The organism is Pseudomonas helleri (genome assembly GCF_001043025.1).
In the GTDB taxonomy this organism is placed as follows: domain Bacteria; phylum Pseudomonadota; class Gammaproteobacteria; order Pseudomonadales; family Pseudomonadaceae; genus Aquipseudomonas; species Aquipseudomonas helleri.
The window spans coordinates 1-25,013 of record NZ_JYLD01000003.1 but is presented as its reverse complement, the minus strand read 5'-3'; the positions used below and the strand labels follow the sequence as shown (position 1 = coordinate 25,013).

The following is a 25,013-nucleotide window of genomic DNA, read 5'->3' as shown; positions in this document are numbered from 1 at the left end:
GGTTCGCCCGCGAGCCCTGTTTAAGGAGATAGCATGATCGTTCGTCCTGTACGCAGTAGTGATTTACCGGCCCTGATTGAACTGGCCCGCAGCACGGGCACCGGCCTGACCACCTTGCCGGCCAATGAACAGCGCCTGTTGCACCGTGTCAGTTGGGCTGAAAAAACCTTTCGTGGCGAAGCTGAACGCGCCGATGCCGACTACCTGTTCGTGCTCGAAAACGACGACGGCAAAGTGGTGGGGATTTCGGCCATTGCCGGTGCCGTCGGCCTGCGTGAGCCTTGGTACAACTTCCGGGTTGGCCTGACCGTCAGCGCCTCCCAGGAACTGAACATATACCGCGAAATCCCGACCCTGTTCCTGGCCAACGACCTGACGGGCAACTCTGAGCTGTGCTCGTTGTTTCTCAGTGCCGATCACCGCAATGGCCTTAACGGCCGCATGCTGGCCAAGGCGCGGATGCTGTTTATCGCTGAATTCCCCGAGCTGTTTGGCAACAAGATCATTGCCGAAATGCGCGGCATGTCAGATGAGAACGGCCGCTCGCCTTTCTGGGAAAGCCTGGGGCGGCACTTTTTCAAAATGGAATTCAGCCAGGCCGATTACCTGACCGGCGTGGGCAACAAAGCCTTTATCGCCGAGCTGATGCCCAAGTTTCCGGTGTATACGTGCTTCTTGTCCGAAAGCGCCCGCGCGGTGATCGGCAAGGTGCATACCGACACCGAGCCTGCCCTGAACATGCTCAAAAGCGAAGGCTTCAGTTATCAGGGGTACGTCGATATTTTCGACGCGGGCCCGGCGGTGGAATGCGAAACCACCAAGATTCGCGCGGTGCGTGACAGTGAAGCGCTGGTGCTGGCCATCGGCACACCGGGCGATGACGCCCCGGCGTATCTGATTCATAACCGCAAACGCGAAGAGTGCCGCATCACCGCTGCCCCGGCACGTTTGGCGGCCGGCACGTTGGTGGTCGACAAACTGACCGCCAAGCGTCTGCAACTGAGTGCAGGCGATCAAGTGCGCGCCGTCCCGTTATCTGCCCAGCCAGCCGCTTCGCGGGAGTCCAAATAATGAGCACGTTGTATATCGCAGGCGCCTGGCAGAACGGTCAGGGCGAAATTATCGAGTCGCTGAATCCGGTCACCCAGCAGGTGCTGTGGACGGGCCACGCGGCCAATGCCGAGCAGGTGAGCGAAGCGGTCAAAGCTGCGCGTCAGGCATTTGCGGCCTGGGCCAAGCGGTCTTTCGAAGAGCGCCTGAGCGTGCTCGAAGCCTTCGCCGCGAGCCTGAAAAATCACGCTGATGAACTGGCCCGCTGCATCGGTGAAGAAACCGGCAAACCGCTGTGGGAGTCGGCCACCGAAGTCACCAGCATGATCAACAAGGTGGCGATCTCGGTACAAAGCTACCGCGAGCGCACCGGTGAAAAAAGCGGCCCGCTGGGCGATGCCACGGCGGTGCTGCGCCACAAACCCCACGGCGTAGTTGCGGTGTTCGGCCCGTACAACCTCCCGGGCCACTTGCCTAACGGGCATATCGTCCCGGCGTTGCTGGCGGGTAACAGCGTGGTATTCAAGCCGAGCGAGCTGACCCCTAAAGTCGCTGAGCTGACGGTCAAATGCTGGATCGAAGCCGGTTTGCCGGCGGGCGTGCTGAACCTGTTGCAAGGTGCGCGCAAGACCGGTGTCGCGTTGGCCGCTCATGCGGGCATCGACGGGTTGTTCTTCACCGGCTCCAGCCGTACCGGTAATAGCCTGCATCAACAGTTCGCCGGGCGCCCGGACAAAATTTTGGCCCTGGAAATGGGCGGCAATAACGCGCTGGTGGTCGATCAGGTGGCAGACCTGGACGCCGCGGTGTACACGATTATTCAGTCGGCCTTTATTTCGGCTGGCCAACGTTGCACCTGTGCGCGGCGTTTGCTGGTGCCGCAAGGCGCGTGGGGCGACCGCCTGCTTGAGCGTCTGGTCGAGGTCAGCAAAGACATTGAAGTGGGCGCGTTTGACCAGCAACCGGCACCGTTCATGGGCTCGGTGATTTCGCTGTCAGCGGCGCGAGATCTTCTGGCCGCACAGACGCTGCTGATCGACAGCGGCGCGCAGGTCTTGCTGCGCATGACCCAGCCAAGCACCACGGCGGCGTTGCTCACACCGGGCATTATTGATGTGACGGACGTGAGTGAGCGCTCGGACGAAGAGCTGTTCGGGCCGTTGCTGCAAGTGTTTCGTTACAGCGATTTTGACGCCGCGATTGCCGAGGCCAACAACACCGCGTTCGGTTTGGCCGCAGGTTTGCTCTCGGACTCCGAAGCGCGCTACCAGCAGTTCTGGCTTGAGAGTCGGGCCGGGATTGTGAACTGGAACAAGCAACTCACGGGCGCCGCCAGCAGCGCACCGTTTGGCGGTGTCGGCGCGTCCGGCAACCACCGCGCCAGCGCGTATTACGCCGCTGATTACTGCGCTTACCCGGTCGCGTCGCTGGAAACCCCGACCCTGGCGCTGCCCGCCGCCCTGACCCCGGGCGTGCGATTGTCTTAAGGCCTCATGTCGTCACTGTGGGAGCGGGCTTGCTCGCGATGCAGGCTGCGCGGTTTTACGGTTAAGCCGCGTTGATGCCATCGCGAGCAAGCCCGCTCCCACAGGTCAAGTGCTCTACCTTGTCTATTACCACCGTTTGCCGGAGCCTCACCGATGAAATCCTTTGAAGTCAACTTTGACGGTCTAGTGGGGCCGACCCATAACTACGGCGGTTTGTCGTTTGGCAATGTCGCGTCCCAGAGCAACAGCCAGCAGGCGTCCAACCCCAAGGAAGCCGCGCTGCAAGGCCTGGAAAAAATGAAAGCGCTGATGGACATGGGCTTTGTCCAGGGCGTGCTGGCCCCGCAAGAGCGTCCGGATGTCGCCGCCTTGCGCAGCCTGGGCTTTAGCGGTACTGACGCACAAGTGATTGAGCGTGCTGCCAAAGACGCCATGCCGTTGCTGGTTGCCAGTTGCTCGGCCTCCAGCATGTGGGTGGCCAACGCCGCCACGGTCAGCCCAAGCGCAGACACCGCCGATGGCCGTGTGCATTTCACCGCTGCCAACCTCAATTGCAAGTTCCACCGCAGCATCGAGCACCCGACCACCAGCCGCGTGCTGGGCGCGATGTTTGCCGATCAGCAGCACTTCGCGCACCACGCGGCCTTGCCGGCAGTGGCGCAGTTTGGTGATGAAGGCGCCGCCAATCACACACGCTTTTGCCGTGACTACGGCGAGGCCGGGGTCGAGTTTTTTGTCTACGGGCGCAGTGCGTTCGACAGCCGTTATCCCGCGCCGCAAAAGTACCCGGCACGCCAAACCCTCGAAGCCTCACAAGCCGTGGCGCGTCTGCATGGTTTGAGCGAGGAGGGCGTGGTGTTTGCCCAGCAAAACCCGGCGGTGATCGACCAGGGCGTGTTCCATAACGACGTGATCGCGGTGGGTAATGGCGAGCTGCTGTTCCATCACCAGGATGCCTTCCTCAATACCGAAGCCATGCTCGACGAGTTGCGTCGCAAGCTGGCCGCGCGCGGGGCTGCATTTGAGTCCATCAGCGTGCCGCGCGATCAAGTGACCGTCGATGACGCAGTGCGCTCTTACCTGTTCAACAGCCAACTGCTCAGCCGTGCCGACGGCTCGATGCTGCTGATCGTGCCCGAAGAGTGCCGCGCCAACCCGCGTGTCTGGAGCTACCTGCAAGGCCTGACCAGCGCTGGCGGGCCGATTCGCGAAGTGAAGGTGTTTGATCTCAAACAGAGCATGCAGAACGGCGGCGGTCCGGCGTGCCTGCGCTTGCGTGTGGCGCTTAACGAAACAGAGCTGGCGGCGGTCAACCCTGGGGTTATCATGTCGGCCCCGCTGTACGACACGCTGACCGGCTGGGTGAACAAGCACTACCGCGATGCCTTGCGCGAAAGCGACCTGGCAGACCCGCAATTGCTGCTTGAATGCCGGACGGCACTGGATGAACTGACGCAAATCCTTAAACTGGGCTCGGTTTATCCGTTTCAGATCAATTGACCCTGCGCGTGTTTGCCTGTTGCGCACGCGCCACCTGATTTTCCAATGAGAGCGAAATTATGAGCGATTCCCTGCAGCTGATCCTTGAAGACACCGACGGCACGCAACTGCAAACCTCCTGCACCCGCGTCGCGGTCCTGTGGCAGGGTAAAGAGCTGTGGATCCAGCAAGACGGCCGTGGCCAGTTGCTGATTGGTGTAGACGTAGAAGAGGGCGACGCTGAATACGCCAACCTGTTGTTGCGCCCATTGGCCACTAACCTTGTTAGTCTGCAGCTGGAAATGGAACCGGCTGACATGAGTGACGAAGATGGCGAAGACGGTCACGTGCACGGCCCGGACTGCAATCACTGATTAAGGATGCCCTATGCTCGCTCTCGGCAAACTGCTTGAACTGACCTTGACCGGACGTGAACCGGCCCAGAAAACTCAACTGACTGTCGATGGCGTGCGTTTGCGCTGGCTGGCCGAGGGCGCGCTTGAGGTGCGCCCCCCTGAGGCGCGCGACAACGGCATGGACTTGCTGCTGTCGGCCGGTATCCACGGTAATGAAACAGCGCCGATCGAATTGCTCGATCGCCTGATCCATGCCATTGCTCGCGGTGAGATCAAGCCGCGCGCACGTATTCTGTTTTTGTTCGGCAACCCGGGCGCCATGCGCACGGGCGCACGGTTTGTCGAAGAAGACCTCAATCGTCTGTTTAACGGCCGCCATGAAAGCAGCAGCGGGCCAGAAGCCCTGCGTGCCTGCGAGCTTGAACACCTGGCCGAGACGTTTTTCAATGCCCCCGAGCGTACCCGTTTGCATTTCGACCTGCACACGGCCATTCGCGGTTCCAAGATTGAGCAATTCGCCTTGTACCCCTACAAAGAGGGGCGCAAACATTCCCGCGATCAACTGGCGCGCCTGCGGGCCGCTGGCATGGAAGCGGTGCTGTTGCAGAACAAACCTTCCATTGTGTTCAGCGCTTACACCTACGATCAACTGGGTGCCGAGGCGTTTACCCTGGAGCTGGGCAAGGCCCGGCCGTTTGGGCACAACGACGGGGTTAACGTCGAGCGTCTGGAGTTACGCTTGCAGCAGATCATCGAAGGCACTGAGCCGTCGCTGGAAGGCGCGTCGCTGGACGGCTTGCAGATATTCAGCGTGGCGCGAGAAGTGATCAAGCACAGCGACGCGTTCCTGCTGCACTTGCCGCCGGAAATCGAGAATTTTTCTGAGTTGCCTAAAGGTTATTTGTTGGCGCAAGACACGCCAAAAACCCGCTGGGTCATCGAGGAAGAGGGCGCACGGATCATCTTTCCCAACCCCAAGGTCAAGAACGGCCTGCGGGCGGGGATCATCATCAAGCCGGTGAAAGCAACAGCGTTCGCTTGAAGCTGTAGGAGCGAGCTTGCCTCGCGATCTTTTTGAAGATCAAAAGATCGCGAGGCAAGCTCGCTCCTACAGGAGGTTTCAGCGCTTACACCGCGCGCTTTTGCTGGCTGTCCAGACGCTTGATAGCGCGGATTTTCTGCAGGGTGTCTACGCAGGTTTTCGCCGCTTCCTGACCTTTGTGTACGAAGTGATCGAAGAAAAACTTCTGGTGCTCTTCGCCCGCGTGGAAGTGGTGCGGGGTCAGGCTGACCGAGAACACCGGCACTTCAGTTTCCAACTGCACTTGCATCAGGCCGCTGACCACGGACTGAGCCACGAAATCGTGACGATAAATGCCACCGTCGACCACCAGTGCGGCACCGACGATACCGGCGTAGCGGCCAGTCTTGGCCAGCAGTTTGGCGTGCAGCGGGATTTCGAACGCACCGCCGACTTCAAAGAAGTCGATGTCACTTTCCTGATAGCCCTGCTCGAGCATCTCGGCCAGGAAGCCTTTACGGCTCTGATCGACGATCTCTTTGTGCCAGCTGGCCTGGATGAAAGCGACGCGTTCGTTGTGGTGAATAGCGGTAGGTTGCATGTTCTGACTCCTGTTTGTGTGAAAAACAGGGCATATGAATCGAATGGGATTTAAGGGTACGTGCAGACGGGGAGTCCCCCTCTGGTTAACGGCCCTTTGGCGCCAATCCCGTTCTCTCTTCATCCGGACTATGACCGTCGGCCCCGGGATCACACCGGGTCTGCTGACCTTGCCCCATCATCAGCCAAAAAGCTGTCTGATGCGCCAAGCGCTCGCGGGCTATACGCATTGCGCGTAATTACCGCCGGTGGGGAGTTACACCCCGCCCTGAGAACGTTGCCGCCCGTGTTTCAGGGCAGCGGGCATTTTGTATCACAAATGTTTCAAAGATGCATCGCTGCTTTTTGCTAATAGCCATCGTATTTTCTGATGCCTGTATAAGGCTATTCTTGCGCCACAAGGATTTCTTTGATGAGCCGACGGCCGAGGACTTTTGCATGAGTGTTATCGATCTGCGCAGCGACACCGTAACCCAACCCAGCACAGGCATGCGTGACGCCATGGCGAGCGCGCCGCTGGGCGACGATGTATACGGTGAAGACCCGACGGTAAACAAGCTGGAGTCTGAGCTCGCCTCGCGCTTGGGGTTTGCACAAGCACTGTTTGTGCCCACCGGCACCATGAGCAACTTGCTGGCGCTGATGGCGCATTGCGGGCGTGGTGACGAATACATCGTGGGGCAGCAGGCGCACACCTATAAATACGAAGGCGGCGGTGCGGCCGTGTTGGGCTCTATTCAGCCCCAACCGCTGGAGGTGCAGGCCGACGGCTCGCTGGATTTGCAACAGGTGGCGGCGGCAATCAAGCCTGACGACTTTCACTTCGCCCGCACCCGCTTGCTGGCCCTGGAAAACACCATGCAGGGCAAGGTGCTGCCGGTCGAGTATCTGGCGCAGGCCAGCCGCTTGACCCGCGAACACGGCCTGGCGCTGCACCTGGACGGCGCGCGGCTGTACAACGCGGCGGTGAAGCTGGGGGTGGACGCGAGCGAAATTGCCCGGCATTTCGATTCGGTGTCGGTGTGTTTGTCCAAGGGTTTGGGCGCGCCGGTGGGCTCTGTGTTGTGCGGCACCGTTGAATTGATCGGCAAGGCCCGGCGCCTGCGCAAAATGGTCGGTGGCGGCATGCGTCAGGCCGGGCAACTGGCCGCGGCGGGCTTGTATGCGCTGGACCATCAGGTGGCGCGCCTGGCAGATGACCATGCCAATGCGCAACGGCTGGCCGATGGCCTGCGTGAGGCCGGTTATCGCGTTGAGCCGGTACAGACCAACATGGTTTACGTGCAAGTTGATGGGCAGGCGGCAGCACTTAAAGCCTTTGCGGGGGAGCGGGGCATCAAGCTCAGTGCCGCGCCGCGCTTGCGCATGGTGACCCACATGGACGTCAGCCGCAGCCAAATCGAGCAAACCATCGAGGTTTTCCGCGACTTTATCCGTCAATAAGCTTGCAATCTGTCCAATTGCTTGCAGCTATCGTATAAACACACTGTACCCAAGGCGAAGGGCCGATATAATGCGGCCCTTTGCGAGTCATTTGTCAATTGATGAGAATTGTTTGCCTGGGCAGGAAGGGTTCCGATCCGTCCCGCTTCTGAGCAATAGCCATCAATTGACAGCAATGATTTGCCTCTGGCCGCAGCCTCCGTGGAAGAACCTATGAAAAGCGCAGAAATCCGTGAAGCCTTCCTTCGCTTCTTCGAGGAGCAAGGTCACACCCGTGTCCCTTCGAGCTCCTTGGTCCCGAATAACGACCCAACCCTGCTGTTCACTAACGCGGGGATGAACCAGTTCAAGGACTGCTTCCTGGGTCAAGAAAAACGTGCTTACACCCGTGCAACCAGCAGCCAGAAGTGCGTGCGTGCCGGTGGTAAGAACAGCGACCTGGAAAACGTCGGTTACACCGCACGTCACCACACCTTCTTTGAAATGCTCGGCAACTTCAGCTTTGGCGATTATTTCAAGAAAGACGCGATCAACTTCGCCTGGACCTTTTTGACCGGCGTATTGAAGCTGCCTAAAGAAAAACTCTGGGTTACGGTTTACGCCAGCGATGACGAAGCCTACGACATCTGGACCCAAGACGTGGGCGTGCCGGCCGAGCGCATGATCCGCATTGGCGACAACAAAGGCGCGCCGTACGCGTCCGATAACTTCTGGACCATGGGCGATACCGGCCCGTGCGGCCCGTGCACCGAGATTTTCTACGATCACGGCCCTGAGATCTGGGGTGGCCCACCGGGCTCGCCAGAAGAAGACGGCGACCGTTACATCGAGATCTGGAACAACGTTTTCATGCAGTTCAACCGCACCGCCGACGGCGTGTTGCATCCGTTGCCAGCGCCGTCGGTAGACACCGGCATGGGCCTGGAGCGGATCAGTGCGGTGATGCAGCACGTGAACTCCAACTACGACATCGACCTGTTCCAGAGCCTGTTGAAAGCCGCCGCCCAAGCGATCGGCTGCGCCAACGAAGGCCAGGCGTCGCTCAAAGTCGTGGCTGACCACATCCGTTCGTGCAGCTTCCTGATTGCTGATGGCGTGCTGCCTTCCAATGAGGGCCGTGGCTACGTGCTGCGTCGCATCATTCGTCGCGCTTGCCGCCACGGCAACAAGCTGGGCGCAACCGGTAACTTCTTTTACAAGATCGTCGCGGCCCTGGTGGCCGAGATGGGCGAGAGCTTCCCGGAGCTGGTGCGCGAGCAGGCCAACATCGAGCGCGTACTTAAAGCCGAAGAAGAGCAATTCTCCAAGACCCTGGAGCAGGGCCTGAAAATCCTTGAGCAGGATCTGGCTGAGCTTAAAGGCACCGTGGTGCCGGGCGACGTAGTGTTCAAGCTGTATGACACCTACGGCTTCCCGATGGACCTGACCGCCGACATCGCCCGCGAGCGCAACCTGACCGTGGACGAAGAAGGCTTCGAACGCGAAATGGAAGCCCAGCGTGTGCGTGCGCGTTCGGCCAGCTCGTTCGGTCTGGACTACAACACTCTGGTTAAAGTTGACGTGCCTACCGAGTTTATCGGCTACGGCGCGACCCACAGCTCGGCCAAAGTGATTGCCCTCTATAAAGAAGGCCAGTCAGTTACCAGCCTCAATGAAGGCGACGAGGGCGTGGTCGTACTCGACCGCACGCCTTTCTACGCTGAATCCGGTGGCCAGGTTGGCGATTGCGGTTACCTGCAAGCCGGTGCTGCGCGTTTTGACGTGCGTGACACCACCAAAACCGGCGGCGCGTTCCTGCACCACGGCGTTGTGGCAGCAGGTGGCCTGAAGGTCGGTGAAACCGTTGAAGCGCACGTAGATGCCGATGTGCGTCACGCCACGTCGCTGAACCACTCGGCCACTCACTTGCTGCACGCCGCCTTGCGCCAAGTGCTGGGCGAGCACGTTCAGCAGAAGGGCTCGCTGGTCGACAGTCAGCGCATGCGTTTTGACTTCAGCCACTTTGAAGCCATCAAGCCTGAGCAGATCAAGGCACTGGAAGACATCGTCAACGCCGAGATTCGCAAGAACACCCCGGTTGAGACAGAAGAAACCGACATCGAAACCGCCAAGCAAAAAGGCGCCATGGCGCTGTTTGGCGAGAAATACGGCGACAGCGTGCGCGTGCTGAGCATGGGTGGCGATTTCTCGGTAGAGCTGTGCGGTGGTATCCACGCTCAGCGTACCGGCGACATCGGCCTGATGAAAATCACCAGCGAAGGCGGTGTGGCCTCGGGCGTTCGTCGTATTGAAGCGGTCACCGGCGCTGCGGCGCTGGCTTACTTGAACGCTGCCGAAGAGCAGCTCAAAGAAGCCGCAAGCCTGGTCAAAGGCTCGCGTGACAACCTGGTCGACAAACTGTCGGCCGTGCTGGAGCGTAACCGCCAGCTGGAAAAACAACTGGAACAATTGCAGGCCAAGGCCGCAAGCGCTGCGGGCGATGATCTGTCATCCTCGGCAGTCGATGTAAAAGGCGTGAACGTGTTGGCCGCCCGCCTGGACGGTCAAGATGGCAAGGCGCTGTTGGCGCTGGTAGATCAGCTGAAGAACAAGCTCGGCCGCGCAGTGATCCTGCTCGGCAGTGTTCATGAAGATAAGGTCGTACTGGTTGCAGGCGTGACCAAAGACCTGACTGGCCAACTCAAAGCCGGTGATTTGATGAAGCAGGCCGCTGCAGCAGTGGGCGGGAAGGGCGGTGGTCGTCCGGACATGGCGCAAGGCGGCGGTGTTGATGCCGCAGCCCTGGACGCCGCGCTGGCCCTGACTGTGCCATTTGTCGAGCAGGGTATCTGAGGTCCAGTACGCGCCGTCGTCTAGTGGCGGCGCGTCGTTTGAATGATAAATGGGCGCCCTTTATGGGCTGAGGCTGCTTTGAAATGGCTTTGATCGTACAAAAATTTGGAGGCACCTCGGTCGGCACTGTCGAGAGAATCGAGCAGGTCGCCGATAAAGTTAAGAAGTTTCGCGAAGCCGGCAACGACCTGGTTATTGTGCTGTCTGCGATGAGCGGCGAGACCAACCGTTTGATTGATCTGGCCAAACAGATCAGCGATCAGCCGTTGCCTCGTGAGCTGGACGTGATTGTCTCCACCGGCGAGCAAGTCACCATTGGCTTGCTGGCCATGGCGCTGAACAAGCGCGGCGTCCCAGCGGTGTCTTACACCGGTAGCCAGGTGCGCATCCTGACAGACAGTTCGCACACCAAAGCCCGCATTCTGAAAATTGACGACCAGAAAATTCGCGCCGACCTGAAGGAAGGGCGCGTAGTGGTGGTTGCTGGTTTCCAGGGCGTGGATGAAAACGGCAACATTACCACCTTGGGCCGTGGTGGCTCGGACACGACCGGCGTGGCGCTGGCGGCAGCCCTGAAGGCTGACGAATGCCAGATCTACACCGATGTTGACGGCGTCTACACCACCGACCCACGGGTTGTGGCCAAGGCTCAGCGCCTGGAAAAGATCACCTTCGAAGAAATGCTGGAAATGGCCAGCCTGGGCTCCAAGGTGTTGCAGATCCGTGCCGTTGAGTTCGCCGGCAAGTACAACGTTCCGCTGCGCGTATTGCACAGCTTTAAAGAGGGTCCGGGCACCCTCATTACTATCGATGAAGAGGAATCCATGGAACAGCCGATCATTTCTGGCATCGCTTTCAACCGCGACGAAGCCAAGCTGACCATCCGTGGCGTGCCAGATACCCCGGGTGTTGCATTCAAAATCCTCGGCCCGATCAGCGCGGCCAACATTGAAGTCGACATGATCGTGCAGAACGTTGCGCACGATAACACCACCGACTTCACCTTTACGGTGCACCGCAACGACTACCAGGCCGCCTTTGAGGTCCTGGAAAACACCTCTCGCGAGATCGGTGCCCGTGAAGTGGTCGGCGATACCAACATTGCCAAGGTGTCGATTGTCGGCGTGGGCATGCGCTCGCACGCAGGCGTTGCCAGCCGCATGTTCGAATCGCTGGCCAAAGAGAACATCAACATCCTGATGATCTCGACCTCCGAGATCAAAGTGTCGGTGGTGATCGAAGAGAAGTACCTGGAGCTCGCAGTGCGTTCCCTGCACACGGCTTTTGATTTGGACGCACCTGCCCGGCAGGGCGAGTAAGCGTTGCCCAGAGGGCGCGGTGAACCCGCGCCCTTTGTTTTTTTGATGGATATGGCACAGGGCTTTATCTTTTGCCATGTTGGTCAATACTAAGGGCGCAGGGTTTTGTCGCTATATAGCCGCAAGCCCAAGCCCTTTTTTTTTGCAGACTGTTGTCCCTGAATGTAAGTGTGAGGAGAAACGTATGCTGATTCTGACTCGCCGGTGCGCAGAAAGCCTGATCATAGGCGATGGTGAAATTACTGTGACCGTGCTCGGCGTCAAAGGAAACCAAGTGCGAATTGGTGTGAATGCGCCCAAGGAAGTGGCCGTGCACCGCGAGGAAATCTACCTGCGGATCAAGAAAGAAAAGGACGAGGAACCAAGTCTTTAATTTTATTTAAGTTTTTAGTTGCATACGGGGAAAAGGCTGGTTATTATACGCCCCGTGTTGCGGAGAGGTGGCCGAGTGGCCGAAGGCGCTCCCCTGCTAAGGGAGTACACCTCAAAAGGGTGTCGGGGGTTCGAATCCCCCCTTCTCCGCCATTATTCATGTAGCACGTTAGAATCTAGCCACTTCAGTAAGTTGTTGAATTTATTGAAAAAAACACTTGGCAGAGAGATTCAACGGTCTATAATACGCAGCTTCAAATGCACTCGTAGCTCAGCTGGATAGAGTACTCGGCTACGAACCGAGCGGTCACAGGTTCGAATCCTGTCGAGTGCACCATTTAAGAGTTAGTTGCTTCGGTAGTTAACTTTGCTTCAACCAGGGTGGGCTGGTTTAACAAACACAACTTGCACTCGTAGCTCAGCTGGATAGAGTACTCGGCTACGAACCGAGCGGTCACAGGTTCGAATCCTGTCGAGTGCACCATTTATAAGTTAGTTGCTCCGGTAGTTAACTTTGCTTCAACCAGGGTGGTCTGGTTTAACAAACACAACTTGCACTCGTAGCTCAGCTGGATAGAGTACTCGGCTACGAACCGAGCGGTCACAGGTTCGAATCCTGTCGAGTGCACCATACACCAAGAAGCCCGCATTTTATGCGGGCTTTTTGCTGTCTGCGATTTATGAAATATCGAATCGCCCCGGCAGGCAGCCTTTTTTGTCACGTCCCCGACTTATCTTCTGTTTATCGTGAACCCGCCTCCAGGAATTAACCGGGCCGGGCGAGGTCTGTCTGTAGGAACGAGCTCGCCTCGCGATCTGTTGATCTTCTAAAAAATGCCAGACCGCACGAAGATTCATAAAAAAGGTGTGCTCTGCCAGGCGCTTTTAGCGTCGCAGATTCAGCGGCCCAGACGCAGCCGTAAACGTTTGTTATCTCCACAGATTTATAGCGTCATTAATTTTTAAGCCGTGTATGATTGCGCCCGTCAGCCCCGCCGGGGCTTGTGGAATACCTCCATGGACTTACCCAGTAGTAACTCAGCATCCCGTTTTTCCAATCATGAATTGACTGATTGATCCTTCCGGCGTGCCCTGCTGCTGGGAGTGGAGTTCGCCTATGACCGAAGTTGAAGTAAAGAAAGCGCAAGACAGCCTGCAAAGCCGCCTGGCTCAAGTGATTGAGCTGCTCAACCGCCAGCGCGTGGTTGAGGGCCTGACACACCGTCAGGAAGGCCAGCACCAGGATCGCGTCGAGACCCTGGTTCATCGCCAAAACCTTGTTGAGCTCCAGCGCAAGCTGGAAGACCTGCACTCCGCAGACGTTGCCTACATTCTGGAAGCCTTGCCCCTGGACGATCGTCTGACCGTCTGGCAGTTGGTCAAGGCTGACCGTGATGGCGACATCCTGCTTGAAGTGTCTGACTCTGTGCGTGAAACCCTGATCGCCGACATGGACGATCACGAGCTCCTGGCTGCCGCCAAGGAGATGGACGCCGACGAACTTGCTGACCTGGCCCCCGAGCTGCCGCGAGACGTCATCCATGAGCTGATGGAAACCCTCGATGCGCAACAGCGTGAGCGCGTTCGCTCCGCGTTGTCCTATAACGAGGACCAGGTCGGCGCCCTGATGGACTTCGAGATGGTGACGATCCGTGAAGACGTCAGCCTTGAAGTCGTCTTGCGTTACCTGCGTCGCCTCAAAGAATTGCCTGGCCACACCGACAAACTGTTTGTGGTCGATTACGACGGCGTGCTCAAGGGCGTGCTGCCGATCAAGCGTCTGCTGGTCAACGACCCTGAAAAACAAGTGGCTGATGTGATGGCCAGCGACCCGGTGAGTTTTCATCCGGACGAAGACGCCTACGATGCCGCCCAAGCGTTTGAGCGTTACGACTTGATCTCGGCGCCGGTGGTCGACAAAAACGGCAAGTTGATTGGCCGTTTGACCATCGACGAAATGGTCGACCTGATCCGTGAGGAAAGCGAAAGCGAAGTCCTCAACATGGCCGGTCTGCGCGAAGAAGAAGATATCTTTGCTTCGGTGTGGAAATCTCTGCGTAACCGTTGGGCCTGGCTGGCGATCAACCTGATCACCGCCTTTATTGCTTCACGGGTGATCGGCCTGTTTGAAGGCTCGATTGAAAAACTGGTGGCCCTGGCGGCCCTGATGCCCATCGTGGCCGGTATCGGCGGTAACTCCGGTAACCAAACCATCACCATGATCGTGCGCGCCATGGCGCTGGACCAGGTGAACACCGGCAGCACCAAGCGCCTCATGCGCAAAGAGCTGGCCGTGGCCTTGATCAATGGCGTGGTATGGGGCGGGGTGATCGGTGTGGTCGCCTACCTGCTATACGGCAGTTGGTCGCTGGGGGTGGTGATGACAGCCGCCATGACGCTCAACTTGCTGCTGGCGGCGCTCATGGGCGTGTTGATCCCCATGACACTGGCCCGCTTCGGGCGTGACCCGGCCATGGGCGCGAGTGTAATGATCACCGCCATGACCGACAGCGGCGGGTTCTTTATCTTCCTGGGGCTGGCAACGTTGTTCTTGCTCTGACCAAAAAGGCCTGACCGGCAACTAGCCCGTCAGGCCTTTTTTATTGGTGCCTGAAAGGCGCCCATAAAAAAGCCAGCAGAGCGCTGGCTTTTTTGTTGCCTGGGTTAAATCAAGACGCGTCGGATGTAGCTTCAACATCGTGAGCAATCAAGGAAACCAAAGCGTTTTGTTGGCGGTGAGACAGTTGGCGGAAGCGTTGCAGTAACTCGCGTTCATTCAGGGAAAGCTCGGGGCTGTCCAGACGCAGGCTGGGTTCATCGCCCAGTGCGCCTTCCTGAATGAGGCTTTGCTCAAGGCGAGCAATAATCTCGGAGTTCATGCTGCGGTGGTGATTGCGAGCCACTTCGGCAATGCGTTCACGCATTCCGTCTGGCAGGCGAACGACGAACTTGTCAGCCGTACGGCTTGAGTAAATTGCCTGTTTCAATGGGCGCATTATAGTTAACCGGTTAGTTCAGGGGAGCGGTTCTCGGAAATTGGCCGCAAGATATGGTTTCAGACCAGGCTTGTGGCCAAATGTTCAACCTGAATTGCAAAGAGGCGCGCATCATGCCTCATATCTGCCACTTCCCTGGCGTCAATTCTGTGACAAATATTGAACGGGATAAAGGCTATAAGCCAGCACCTATTGTCAAAAATGTGCGTTGTCCTACGTAGTTTACAGGCTATCGGCTTTTCTAAAAGGAACCATTATGTGTAAAGGCCATCATTGACTGACTTGAATGCTTCTTAGCAGCCCCCATCTTGTTGCCTCCTCACCCTGTGCGGGTGAACCCAGCCTTACGCAGCCGCGTCCCGGAGATCCACCGAGTGCCAGGTAAATTGATCTATTTGATGGGGCCTTCAGGCTCAGGCAAAGACAGCCTGATCGAAGCTGCACGCCCTGATTTGGCGGCGCGCGGGTGTGAAGTGATCCAGCGGGTGATTACCCGTTCGGCAGAGTCGGCAGGTGAAGAGGCGATTGGCGTTAGCCGCGAAGCGTTCCAGGCACTCAAGGCCAGCGGCGCCTTTGCTCTGGACTGGCAAGCCAATGGTCTGAAATACGGCATACCCGTGCAGCTGGATCATTGGCTAGCGGCCGGGCGTCACGTGCTGGTCAACGGATCGAGAGGGCACCTCAAACAGGCCCGCGAACGCTACCCGGACTTGCTGGCGATTATGTTGCGGGTTGATACCGACGTCTTGCGTCAGCGCTTGCTGACCCGTGGTCGAGAAACCCCGTCAGAAATAAACGCCCGCTTGGCGCGCAATGAACTCTTTTTGGAGTCTGTAGAAGCGTTAGTCGCAGACGGCGTGCACCTGCTGGACAACTCGGCCGCCTTGCAGATTGGCGTTCAGCGCTTACTCGCGCTCATAGATGCCGCCATCGCGACGCCTCAGCGCAACTGAGGGTCAAACTTGAAGCGGCGACCCAGTGCGCAGGCTACCAGCCAGCCAGCAAAAAACACGATGGCCGCAATCAACGGCGTATTCCCCAACTCGTCCTGAGAGAACAGACCCAGAGCTAGGCTCAGCAGGGCGAGCATCAACAAGCCGAAAGCAATTTTGGACATGGATTAAGCATCTCTTTTTTCAGAAAACCCAGCGATCGCCCTGGGTGTTCTCGAAGGCGGCAGGAGTGGTTGAGCGCTCGGTGGCCAAATGCGGGGTAACGTGGCTGCTACCCATCATCACGGCCCGTTGTGGCATCGGCGTATGAGGTTTGCTGTACGTGCCGGCCACATCTATGCCGGGCTCGGCGGCAACCGGGTCGGCGTAAAAGTGAAAGCCAGTCAAAACCGCCAGGGCAAGAACATTCAACAAGAAAAGGGTTCTGTTCATGGTCATGGCAGTCATCTCTTAGAATTAGGTGATGCCATGAATAGAGCAGGCATCATGCCAACTCTTTTTGTTTATAAAACCCTTATAAATCAACGGTTTGCTGGTGGTTTCGAGGGCCGATCGATTGCAAATTGCAATGATGGCTTTTTGGCGCAATGCAAAATGCACGATGCTGGAAAACCAGGCGGGGAAGTGACTAAAAGCCTGACGCAAACGCTCTTGCGGCGTTGGGTTCAACGCAAGGTGTTAATGGCCAATTATGTTCAGCATCCCCCAATCAGTTCCCTCTCCAGCGGGAGAGGGCTAGGGTGAGGGGCTTTTGCTCTAAAAATCTAACCTGAAACTACCGCATAAACTTCGCCGCCCACCCCGAAATCACCTTGGGGCGCGGCTGCGCATACGTGCGCACCTTGGACGTCGACAACCCAAGACGCACCAGCGACTCAGCAACCGTCACCGCCGCGCTCACGCCATCAATCACCGGCACCCCGGTGCGCTGACGAATCTGCTCATCCAGCCCGGCCATACCGCCACAGCCCAGGCAAATCACCTCGGCGCGATCCTCACTCACCGCCAGCTCGGCCTGGCGCACAATGGCCTCCAGTGCGCGCTCGGGTGACTCCTCCAATTCCAGCACCGCCAGGCCGCTGGCCCGCACTGACGCACAGCGATCCCACAACCCCGACAGGCGCAGGCGATCTTCAATCAACGGCACTGTGCGATCCAGCGTGGTCACCACCGAATACGCACGGCCCACATACATCGCCGTGCTGGCCGCCGCATCGGTAATGTCCACCACCGGCACGTTGAGCAACTCCTGCAAACCTTCGCGCCCATGCTCGCCATAACCCGCCTGAATCACCGCATCAAACGGCTGGTCGTAGGACATGACCTTGTCCATCACCGCAATGGCGGCCAGATAACTCTCAAAATTGCCTTCAACCGAATCAGCCCCAAAATCCGGGGTCAGGCCGATAATCTCAGTCCCGGGCGCCGCGGCCGCCTGCGCTTGTCGCGCAATGGCCTGGGTGATGCTGTCAGTCGTATTGACGTTGACCACGAGAATTCGCATGCAAGCTCCTGCAACAAAAAAGTAAAAACACGGCCCGCCATCCGCGGGCCGCACAACACTCAGTGGCTGACGTTATCAACCGCAATCGACTCGCCGCTGACACTGGCGTAATGCGCCTGGCGCTTGGCAAAAATCAGATACAACAGCGCCGCGATGCCCGCACCAATCAACCAGGAGAACGGCGACACCTCATGAAACCCCGGCACCAGCGCCAGCACGATGGCGATCAGCGCTGCCGGAATAAAGGCCGCCACGGCGCGCATATTGACCCCGCGTGAGTAAAAATAAGCGCCGCGTGGGTCTTCGCTGTACAGCGCGGGCACATCGATCTGGCCTTTTCGCAGCAGCCAGTAATCGACCATGATCACCCCGTAAAGCGGGCCGAGCAGGGCGCCCAGGCCCGACAGGAAGTACACAATCACCAACGGGCTGTTGTAGAGGTTCCACGGCAAAATCAGCACCGCGATGGTTGCGCTGATCATCCCGGCGCGGCGGAACGTCAAATGCCGGGGCGCCAGGTTGCTCAGCACAAACGCCGGGGCGACAAAGTTGGCCATGATATTCACCGCCACCGTCACAATCAGAAACGCCAGGCAGCCCAACACCAGGAAAAACGTATTAGGGATGGACGCGATAATTTGCGTCGGGCTTTCGATAATTTGCCCATTGATTTGAAACTGCGCGCCGCACAGCAGCACGGTGATCCCGGCGAACACCAGAATATTCACCGGCAGGCCCCAGAAGTTACCGACCTTGATGGTTTTGCAGCACGGCGAAGAACGGGAAAAGTCGCTGAAATTCAAAATCAACGTGCCATAAATCGCCAGCCACAACGCCCCGCCAGCAAACACATTGCGCCACACCTCGGCGGTGCTCAGCGGCACGCGGTTAGACCAGGCGATGGTGCCGTTGGCCTGAAAATACATCCACGCCGCCAGGCTGATCACCGTCAGCAAAATCACCGGCCCGGCAAAGGCCTCATAACGGCGCACCATCTCCATGCCATACGCCAGGATGACCAACTGCACCAGCCAAATAGCCACAAAACACACCCAACCCAGGCTCGACAGCCCCAAGATCGAGTCATGGTCATACGCCGCAAAACCGGGGTGCACCGCCACCAGCAGCACGCGCAGTACCACCGACGCCAAATACGTCTGAATCCCGAACCAGGCAATCGCGATAACTGCACGAATCAACGCGGGAATCTGCGCCCCATGCACACCGAAACTGATACGGCTGATCACCGGAAACGGCACCCCGGTGCGCTGGCCCATATAGCCGGACAGGTTCATAAACATAAACACCAGCCCTGCGCCGATGCCCAGAGAGAGCAGAATCTGCCAACCATTCAGCCCCAGTGCATACAAACCGATGGCGAACGAGTAATTGGCAATGTTGTGCACATCATTGGTCCACAGCGCAAAAATGCTGTAACGCCCCCAGCGCCGACCTTCAGCTTTGGTCGGTGCCAGATCGTTGTTATGCAAGCGTGGGCTGAGCGCCAGCGTGGCAGACGAACTGTCCGCCAGCGGCTGCGGGGTAGAAACGGAAGAGGGTAAATCCAGAGCGATAGTGCTGGAGAGTCTTGTGCGCATTCTGGGCAAGCTCCTGACCCCGTACCTGCGTCATGACAGGGTGGAATCACTGGTGATGAAGTCCGCGTTATGCCTGCATTTAGAGTGCAAGCTACTAAACAACGTGTACTTAGTTTTGTGTATCTTTGTATACAAATGTCGTTTAGCTCATAGCGATATTCATGCCAGCCAACAGCGTCGTTGCAGCGTGCGTGTACTCAGAAACTTCGAATATTTCTGTAATAGTTTGAAAAATAAGATGAATTTAAAAAGTATAAAAAAGCGTGAAATGCGCAAGGCAGGAAAAATCAGCAAACGCCCAAAAGTGTGCACCCCAAAAAGGCTGTTACTTTTTGATGCACGCCCCCCGCGTCGCACCCAATGAGTGCACCGTTATGTGACAACCTGTATACGATTTTTAACTGTAGGAGCGAGCTTGCCTCGCGAGCTCTTAATCTTGAAAACCGTGCCTGCTTGCACCCAGGCACGTACTGCTCTAGTGCGTCGTCAAACCATCCAGCGACTTATCGACATACGCCTTGGCCAGCTCCACCAAGTGCATGCTCGACAACACCAAACTGCGTGTATGGCCGCTCAAACCATTCCCCGCCTCACTCGCCGAAGCGCCCGCGCAGCGCAACAAGTCTGACGCCTGGGCCAAAGCCGCTTCTAAATTGACACCGTCGGGGATGACATACGTGGCCTGATCCACGTGTCGTGGAGGCTTAGGGTCGAGCAAATAAAAGTCCAGTGCACGCTCAGCGGCGGCACGGTCCAACGACACATCACTGCACTGAGCAGCCTCGTGCAAGGGGAGGGTAGGTGGATCGGGAACAATCTTCTTCATAGGTCTCTCCAAGTTTAGGGAGCTGCCCTTAATCGCTACTAAACGAGGGGGAGGCAGCCGTACGCAGGTTAGTAGACCGGCAAACTTGGAAACCGGCGCACTCGAAAGTGCCCTGCGCACGGCCACCATAAAACGCAGGCCGAAAAAAAGCGCCTTGCGGAGGTGGCGACTTGCGCCAAGTTTGCAAGTCGGGCTACTAAACCCGACCGCTGAAAGACAGCGATGGGCCGAGACTATTCCCCGGACTGAACAGGCGCAAGCGAATGGGATTTTCTCGGAAGTTTCACCAGATGGAAAGCGAAGCGTCGTACGAAAAGCCTTATTTTGCGCCAACCCCCGCCACCATCCCCAATCAAACTGTAGGAGCGAGCTTGCCTCGCGATCTTTTGATCCCCACAAAAATCCCGCCACCCCAACCACCCCGTAGTCGCTGACTCGCGCAGCGAGGCTGCGATACCCAACCACCCACCACCCTGTAGCGCACCCACCCACACGCAAAAAGCCCACGGACGACATGACAAACAAAGGCATGCCCGTTAACATGCACGCCGTCCTCTGCGTCACGCCATCAGCGTGTGGCGCAAACGTTTGTCTCAGTAGCTCAATTGGATAGAGCATCCCCCTCCTAAGGGGAAGGTTGGCCGTTCGAACCGGCCCTGGGACACCATATTATTCGGCATTTCGGTTTGTCCGAACGGCTATATACGTTTTTGAAGGGGGCAATAAGGGGGCAAACGCATCCTTGTTGCTAGTAGGGCTGCCAGTCAGATGCCGTTCGTCTCATATCTGGGCTAGTACGTCCTCAGACACTGACTGCCCTAGTCGATCTGCGTGGCGCGTGGTCTGTGTGCTTTCGGAGCTTAATCGGGTTTGACCCGACTGAATTCCTTCAGCTTTCGCAGCTCAGCCACCACTGGTGCGTCCATCAATACTGGGTCGCGCGAAGTCCGCTAATACATCGAAGGCAACCTACACCGTCAGCCCTCCTGTTAAGTTGTGTCAGCCCATGGCTCAGCAAGCGACACCCCCCCCGTCGATAACTCGATGCCCAAGGGTATCCAATCAACCCTCCCGCATTCCATCAGGTATCGGTTACATAGGTCAGAAACCGTAGAGCGTGACCAGATGTCCGTATCACATAGGTGGCTCAATTCGACACCGTTGTGGCGCATGGTCTGTAAAAAGAGCGCCCAGTGAGCTAGGCTAGCGGTATGACATCACTATAATTCGAGCCAACAATGCAATCAGAACTAAAGTCTCTTTCAAAAATATTTGCAGAAGTGATTTTCAGAATACCTGATTACCAGCGCGGTTACTCTTGGGAGGCGAAACATCTCAAGGATTTTTGGAATGATATTGAGCAGCTTCCAGACGCTAAGAGCCATTATACAGGCGTTTTAACACTTGAGCCTGTTTCAGAAGAAAACTATAAGACCTGGGAAGATGATCTGTGGATAATTGAGTCTAAGCGTTACAGTCCCATGTATGTTGTGGACGGACAACAGCGGCTAACTACGGCAATAATATTGCTTCAGTGCATACTCGATAAAATACCCGAAGATCAGCTTCTGAACTTTACGGAAAAAAGTGACATTAGGAAAAAGTATATCTGCGAAGCAAAAGGCAAAGGTATATCTAAGTCTTACATGTTTGGATATGAGAAAGACAACCCAAGTCACGAATTTCTTAAGCAAAAAATATTTGGCGATGAGTCCGTACTGCATGGCCTTTCTGAAGAGACCATTTACACGAAGAATCTTGTAGCTGCAAAAGACTTTTTCAATGAAAAGTTGACAGATTTAACGGTTGAAGATTTAGAGTATATCTTCACTACTCTAACTCAGCATCTGCAATTCAACATATTTTATATTGAAAAAGACCTTGATGTTTTTGTCACCTTCGAAACCATGAATAACAGAGGGAAACCGCTTTCCCATCTAGAACTCATGAAAAACAGGCTGATTTATCTTTCCACAAAATTTGATGTGGAAAAAAGTGAAAGTAATCAGTTGCGCAAAGCAATTAATGAGAGCTGGAAATCAATATATCATTTTCTAGGAAAGACTAATCGGCGAAAACTGGATGATGACGATTTTCTAAGAACTCACTTCATAAGTTATTTCGGGTCGTACATGTCATCTGAGTCAGGAGATCCTACTGATATTAGGCGATATTTGAATTACACTCATGAATACAAAGACTATCTTTTGGATGAGGTGTTCACTCCAAAAAGGCTTGTAGCCCATGCTCCCGGCCAGGTGGGCGCGGATGAATTAACGTCGGATGATAGTTCTGAAGTCGCTAATGGTGACGACGAGTCCTCAGACATTAAATCAAAAACTCTAGATATATCAGAAGTTTATGATTATTCACAGAGTATAAAGAGCCTAGTAAGAACCTATTATCAAATTGCCCATCCGGAAGACGGGGGGTGGACGGATTTCGAAAAGCTTAAACTCAGCCAAATAAACCGACTCGATGATACGGGTATTTTCATGGTTTGTACGGCTATCATGCATAAAACCGTTAAGTCCGAGTCCAGGGAAGCTGCGCTTACAGCTATAGAGCGATTTGGGTTTTTATTTAAGTTAAAAAGATATTTCTTTGAATTCGATATGGTGGATACTGCTGGCAAGTTATTTGCCGGGAAGCTCCAGGTTGACGCGTTAACAAAACGTTTAACGGAATCCGGTGATGCTTTCGCAAAATCTAAAGATTTCAAAGATGCTATGACCTCAATCGGGAAACCTTCTGGTAGCGGGTACTACGCTTGGAAGCAACTGCGCTACTTTATGTATGAGTACGAGCAAGAGCTTCGAGTACAATCAAAAACGAGTCGTCAACTGTTAACCTGGTCGGAAGATGTTGGTAGGGAAAATTTCGAAAAGGATCATAAAACAATAGAGCATATTTACCCCCAGAAGGCGGAAGGTTCCTCTTGGAAAAATCCTTTTGCTAGCTATACGGTCAAACAAAGAAATGTTTTAAAGAACTCCCTGGGAAACTTGCTGCCCGTGTCACACGGGAAGAATGCGTCGCTAAGCAACAAAAGTTTCGACTTGAAGAAAGGTGATGAAATCCAAAAAGTAGGGTTTAGATATGGTTGCTTGTCTGAGATTCAAGTTGCTACAAACGAAAATTGGACTGCAAAAGAAATTCTTCGTCGCGGTATATACTTGCTAGACTTTTTAGAGAAGAGATGGGGTGTCAGTTTAGGTAATGCTAAGAATAAAGCTTCTATTCTCGGGTTGGAGTTTGTCTTGGATGTTGAAAAGACTAATCTTGCAAGTATCCTGGCTATACCGCCTGTTGTTCCTTCGCCACCCCCTATAGATGTTGAGAGTCGACCGGATATTATTAGCCTTTAGGCAGAACGGTACGGATTATAAGTTCTCTGTTTTCCGTACCGCTCGCGTTTATCTCAAATAAAATACATGCGCAGCATATCCAGTTGTAATTGCTGAGTGAGTAATTGCAATGGTTGGCAGGGCTCTACATTAGGTTCCTGTCAACGCTTGGTGCCAAAGAGCTCGTTCTAGAGCGGGCTCCTAGGGTGTCACAGGTTCACTGAAGCCTTATTCCAATGCCGTTTGATTGTGGCAATGCCTACGCCCAGCTCTTCGGATGCCTGGGTCTGTGTCATGCCCTTAGCTTTGAGTCGTTGTACTGCTGTTGTAGTGCTAGAAGCCTGCGGCCTACCCAGCTTCTTGCCCGCAGCCTTTGCGCGAATCAAACCTTGCTGGGTACGTTCGATCAGTAAGTCACGCTCAAACTCAGCTACAGCGCCTAGGACTTGCATAGTCATCTTGCCCGCAGCCGATGTCAGGTCTACACCGCCAAGGGCGAGACAGTGAACGCGTATGCCTGTAGAAGCCAGATGTTCAACTGACTGCCGCACGTCCATTGCGTTACGTCCTAGACGATCAAGCTTGGTAACGATTAGCACGTCGCCACTCTCCATGCGTTCCAATAGCTTTTGAAAGCCTGGACGTTCCTTAGCCGCCACACTACCCGAGATGGTTTCCTCGACTACCCTGCCTGGCTGTACATCAAAGCCAACGGACTTCACTTCCTGCACTTGGTTTTCAGTGAACTGGCCTGACGTTGAGACACGTGCATACAAAAAGGTACGGGACATCAGACAACTCCGGGAGCGGATCATTAAACGTGGGATCACTTTAACAAGGTATCGAAAACAAGTAAACCCTATTTAAATGATGCCTTTAAGGGAGTGGGTAGAGAGCATCATTTAAGGGTCGTTTTGTGATACCTAACGAGCCTGTCAACCAGGTAGGTGTCTCCGCTCTTAACACGAGATCAACTATCTTTGACTTTCTGTCAATAGCTGCGATCTATTGTCAGGGATAAGTCGTTAGATTTTATATATTGTTAATATCCTTTTGGCTTTGAGATAGTCAAGTTGCTGTGAAGCAAAAACTCAATCCACGCATGCACGACGCATTTGTTAGAGCGTCGTCGTGCCTGGTATTCAGCCCTCCTTCAGTTACTCGGCTCCTGCATTAGAGGAGCTAAAGAGATTTCCATCTAAAGCCGTCAGCAAGGTTGCTTCTAATATTGCCCGCCGGCATTGGGTTTTCTTAGCTAGTGCGCCTGATGAGATCAAAGAATTCCATTCCTTGCATGTGCACGAGTATGGGGTGGGGGTAGGGGCTATCAAAAAGTCTACTACTCTGGGACGTCTCAAGCGACTAAGCAGTGAACGATTTTGGTTAACCAACCTGAACCGCATCTTGGACTCAGAAAGGGAGAAGGATGCCAGACGTCAAGGTTTGCTAGGGTCTGTTGAGAAGGGGAAGATGCCCTACTGTTCGGACGCTACTATAGAAATCCTTAAAGCGCGTGAAAAAGAGATTGAAAAGCGCTTAGAGCTTAGCCCGCGAAAAAATCTTGCTGATATATATAGAAATTCAACGAAAGCTACGTTTAATAAATCCTACCTTCAAGCCAAAGCTATGGATGTCATAGCCCAAAAGCATGGGATGAAGTGGGTAATCATCACTCTAACGTGCCCACCAGAGTACCATAGCAATGAATCGCCCCGGGTTTCCTAGACACTCTCCAGGCTCGCTGCGTAACGCTTTTCAAACTCTACCGGTGACAGCTGATTGTTGAAACTGTGGCGTCGTTTTGGGTTGTAAAACATCTCGATGTAATCG

The 25,013-nt window shown here is 55.6% G+C and carries 23 protein-coding genes, 5 tRNA genes and 1 riboswitch; of the genes, 20 read left to right on the top strand and 8 right to left on the bottom strand.

The window, feature by feature from the left end; translation table 11 throughout:
- The first annotated feature begins 33 nt into the window (after positions 1-33).
- From astA to astE, 5 genes are all read left to right on the top strand, one after another.
- Entirely contained in the window at positions 34-1,071 is a 1,038-nt protein-coding gene (gene astA, locus TU84_RS05590) for an arginine N-succinyltransferase (protein WP_048367873.1), read from the top strand.
- Positions 1,068-2,537 (top strand): succinylglutamate-semialdehyde dehydrogenase, encoded by a 1,470-nt coding sequence (astD, locus tag TU84_RS05585; protein WP_174479318.1) that lies wholly within the window; start codon positions 1,068-1,070, stop codon positions 2,535-2,537. The genes astA and astD overlap by 4 nt, the downstream gene beginning before the upstream one ends.
- Positions 2,538-2,690: 153 nt before the next feature.
- Positions 2,691-4,037: an N-succinylarginine dihydrolase gene (gene astB / locus TU84_RS05580; protein WP_048367871.1), complete on the top strand. Its 1,347-nt coding sequence runs from the start codon at positions 2,691-2,693 to the stop codon at positions 4,035-4,037.
- 59 nt (positions 4,038-4,096) lie between these two features.
- Positions 4,097-4,390, top strand: a complete 294-nt coding sequence (locus TU84_RS05575) for a hypothetical protein (RefSeq protein ID WP_048367870.1) — start codon at positions 4,097-4,099, stop codon at positions 4,388-4,390.
- 13 nt (positions 4,391-4,403) lie between these two features.
- Entirely contained in the window at positions 4,404-5,414 is a 1,011-nt protein-coding gene (gene astE / locus TU84_RS05570) for a succinylglutamate desuccinylase (RefSeq protein WP_048367868.1), read from the top strand.
- 85 nt (positions 5,415-5,499) lie between these two features.
- On the opposite strand, the gene TU84_RS05565 is transcribed toward astE, so the two are convergent.
- The gene (locus TU84_RS05565) at positions 5,500-5,994 is read right to left on the bottom strand and encodes a 6,7-dimethyl-8-ribityllumazine synthase (protein WP_048367866.1); all 495 of its coding nucleotides are present in this window, start codon (positions 5,992-5,994) and stop codon (positions 5,500-5,502) included.
- A 106-nt stretch (positions 5,995-6,100) separates the two neighbouring features.
- Positions 6,101-6,273: riboswitch (FMN riboswitch) on the bottom strand.
- A gap of 158 nt (positions 6,274-6,431) precedes the next feature.
- Between TU84_RS05565 and ltaE the strand changes: the two genes are divergently transcribed.
- The 9 genes from ltaE (at position 6,432) to mgtE (ending at position 14,519) form a co-directional block, all read left to right on the top strand.
- On the top strand, positions 6,432-7,436 hold the full coding sequence (gene ltaE, locus TU84_RS05560) for a low-specificity L-threonine aldolase (RefSeq protein WP_048367864.1): 1,005 nt from the start codon (positions 6,432-6,434) through the stop codon (positions 7,434-7,436).
- A 213-nt stretch (positions 7,437-7,649) separates the two neighbouring features.
- Positions 7,650-10,268 (top strand): alanine--tRNA ligase, encoded by a 2,619-nt coding sequence (alaS, locus tag TU84_RS05555; RefSeq protein WP_048367862.1) that lies wholly within the window; start codon positions 7,650-7,652, stop codon positions 10,266-10,268.
- Positions 10,269-10,351: 83 nt separating this feature from the next.
- Positions 10,352-11,587 carry an aspartate kinase gene (locus TU84_RS05550; protein WP_048367860.1) on the top strand — a complete coding sequence of 412 codons (1,236 nt, stop codon included), beginning with the start codon at positions 10,352-10,354 and terminating at the stop codon, positions 11,585-11,587.
- A 184-nt stretch (positions 11,588-11,771) separates the two neighbouring features.
- Positions 11,772-11,960, top strand: coding sequence for a carbon storage regulator CsrA (gene csrA / locus TU84_RS05545; protein ID WP_003175645.1), 189 nt, complete (start codon positions 11,772-11,774; stop codon positions 11,958-11,960).
- Positions 11,961-12,021: 61 nt separating this feature from the next.
- Positions 12,022-12,112, top strand: a tRNA-Ser gene (locus TU84_RS05540).
- A 107-nt stretch (positions 12,113-12,219) separates the two neighbouring features.
- Positions 12,220-12,296 (top strand) — tRNA-Arg (locus TU84_RS05535).
- A gap of 70 nt (positions 12,297-12,366) precedes the next feature.
- A tRNA-Arg gene (locus tag TU84_RS05530) sits at positions 12,367-12,443 on the top strand.
- 70 nt (positions 12,444-12,513) lie between these two features.
- Positions 12,514-12,590: transfer RNA gene (locus tag TU84_RS05525), tRNA-Arg, on the top strand.
- A gap of 486 nt (positions 12,591-13,076) precedes the next feature.
- The gene (mgtE, locus tag TU84_RS05520; RefSeq protein WP_048367858.1) at positions 13,077-14,519 is read left to right on the top strand and encodes a magnesium transporter; all 1,443 of its coding nucleotides are present in this window, start codon (positions 13,077-13,079) and stop codon (positions 14,517-14,519) included.
- 109 nt (positions 14,520-14,628) lie between these two features.
- On the opposite strand, the gene TU84_RS05515 is transcribed toward mgtE, so the two are convergent.
- Positions 14,629-14,955, bottom strand: coding sequence for an Arc family DNA-binding protein (locus tag TU84_RS05515; RefSeq protein ID WP_048367856.1), 327 nt, complete (start codon positions 14,953-14,955; stop codon positions 14,629-14,631).
- Between the two features lie 374 nt (positions 14,956-15,329).
- Here TU84_RS05515 and phnN point away from each other — a divergent pair, with 374 nt between their 5' ends.
- The gene (gene phnN / locus TU84_RS05510) at positions 15,330-15,908 is read left to right on the top strand and encodes a phosphonate metabolism protein/1,5-bisphosphokinase (PRPP-forming) PhnN (RefSeq protein ID WP_048367854.1); all 579 of its coding nucleotides are present in this window, start codon (positions 15,330-15,332) and stop codon (positions 15,906-15,908) included.
- On the opposite strand, the gene TU84_RS26260 is transcribed toward phnN, so the two are convergent.
- Positions 15,896-16,072 carry a PA3371 family protein gene (locus tag TU84_RS26260; RefSeq protein ID WP_164488136.1) on the bottom strand — a complete coding sequence of 59 codons (177 nt, stop codon included), beginning with the start codon at positions 16,070-16,072 and terminating at the stop codon, positions 15,896-15,898. The two genes, phnN and TU84_RS26260, sit on opposite strands and share 13 nt — an antisense overlap.
- 100 nt (positions 16,073-16,172) lie before the next feature.
- On the opposite strand from TU84_RS26260, the gene TU84_RS26020 reads away from it, so the two are divergent.
- On the top strand, positions 16,173-16,652 hold the full coding sequence (locus TU84_RS26020; protein WP_153390986.1) for a hypothetical protein: 480 nt from the start codon (positions 16,173-16,175) through the stop codon (positions 16,650-16,652).
- Between the two features lie 31 nt (positions 16,653-16,683).
- Here TU84_RS26020 and TU84_RS05495 read toward each other — a convergent pair whose 3' ends face one another.
- Positions 16,684-17,412, bottom strand: coding sequence for an aspartate/glutamate racemase family protein (locus TU84_RS05495; protein ID WP_048367851.1), 729 nt, complete (start codon positions 17,410-17,412; stop codon positions 16,684-16,686).
- Between the two features lie 59 nt (positions 17,413-17,471).
- Complete coding sequence (locus TU84_RS05490; RefSeq protein WP_048367849.1) at positions 17,472-19,010, bottom strand: NCS1 family nucleobase:cation symporter-1; 1,539 nt, start codon at positions 19,008-19,010, stop codon at positions 17,472-17,474.
- On the opposite strand from TU84_RS05490, the gene TU84_RS26015 reads away from it, so the two are divergent.
- On the top strand, positions 19,003-19,374 hold the full coding sequence (locus TU84_RS26015) for a hypothetical protein (protein ID WP_157403787.1): 372 nt from the start codon (positions 19,003-19,005) through the stop codon (positions 19,372-19,374). The genes TU84_RS05490 and TU84_RS26015 overlap by 8 nt on opposite strands.
- A 111-nt stretch (positions 19,375-19,485) precedes the next feature.
- On the opposite strand, the gene TU84_RS05485 is transcribed toward TU84_RS26015, so the two are convergent.
- On the bottom strand, positions 19,486-19,836 hold the full coding sequence (locus TU84_RS05485) for a DUF6124 family protein (protein WP_048367847.1): 351 nt from the start codon (positions 19,834-19,836) through the stop codon (positions 19,486-19,488).
- Between the two features lie 590 nt (positions 19,837-20,426).
- Here TU84_RS05485 and TU84_RS05480 point away from each other — a divergent pair.
- Together TU84_RS05480 and TU84_RS05475 are read left to right on the top strand one after the other, a co-directional pair.
- Positions 20,427-20,503 (top strand) — tRNA-Arg (locus TU84_RS05480).
- A gap of 571 nt (positions 20,504-21,074) precedes the next feature.
- The gene (locus tag TU84_RS05475) at positions 21,075-23,204 is read left to right on the top strand and encodes a DUF262 domain-containing protein (RefSeq protein ID WP_053225194.1); all 2,130 of its coding nucleotides are present in this window, start codon (positions 21,075-21,077) and stop codon (positions 23,202-23,204) included.
- A gap of 188 nt (positions 23,205-23,392) precedes the next feature.
- On the opposite strand, the gene TU84_RS05470 is transcribed toward TU84_RS05475, so the two are convergent.
- Complete coding sequence (locus TU84_RS05470; RefSeq protein ID WP_048367845.1) at positions 23,393-23,974, bottom strand: recombinase family protein; 582 nt, start codon at positions 23,972-23,974, stop codon at positions 23,393-23,395.
- A gap of 340 nt (positions 23,975-24,314) precedes the next feature.
- Here TU84_RS05470 and TU84_RS05465 point away from each other — a divergent pair, with 340 nt between their 5' ends.
- Positions 24,315-24,908, top strand: a complete 594-nt coding sequence (locus TU84_RS05465; RefSeq protein WP_048367843.1) for a replication endonuclease — start codon at positions 24,315-24,317, stop codon at positions 24,906-24,908.
- On the opposite strand, the gene TU84_RS26010 is transcribed toward TU84_RS05465, so the two are convergent.
- On the bottom strand, positions 24,905-25,013 hold a 109-nt coding region (locus TU84_RS26010), incomplete at its 5' end, for an IS3 family transposase (protein ID WP_138762977.1). The genes TU84_RS05465 and TU84_RS26010 overlap by 4 nt on opposite strands.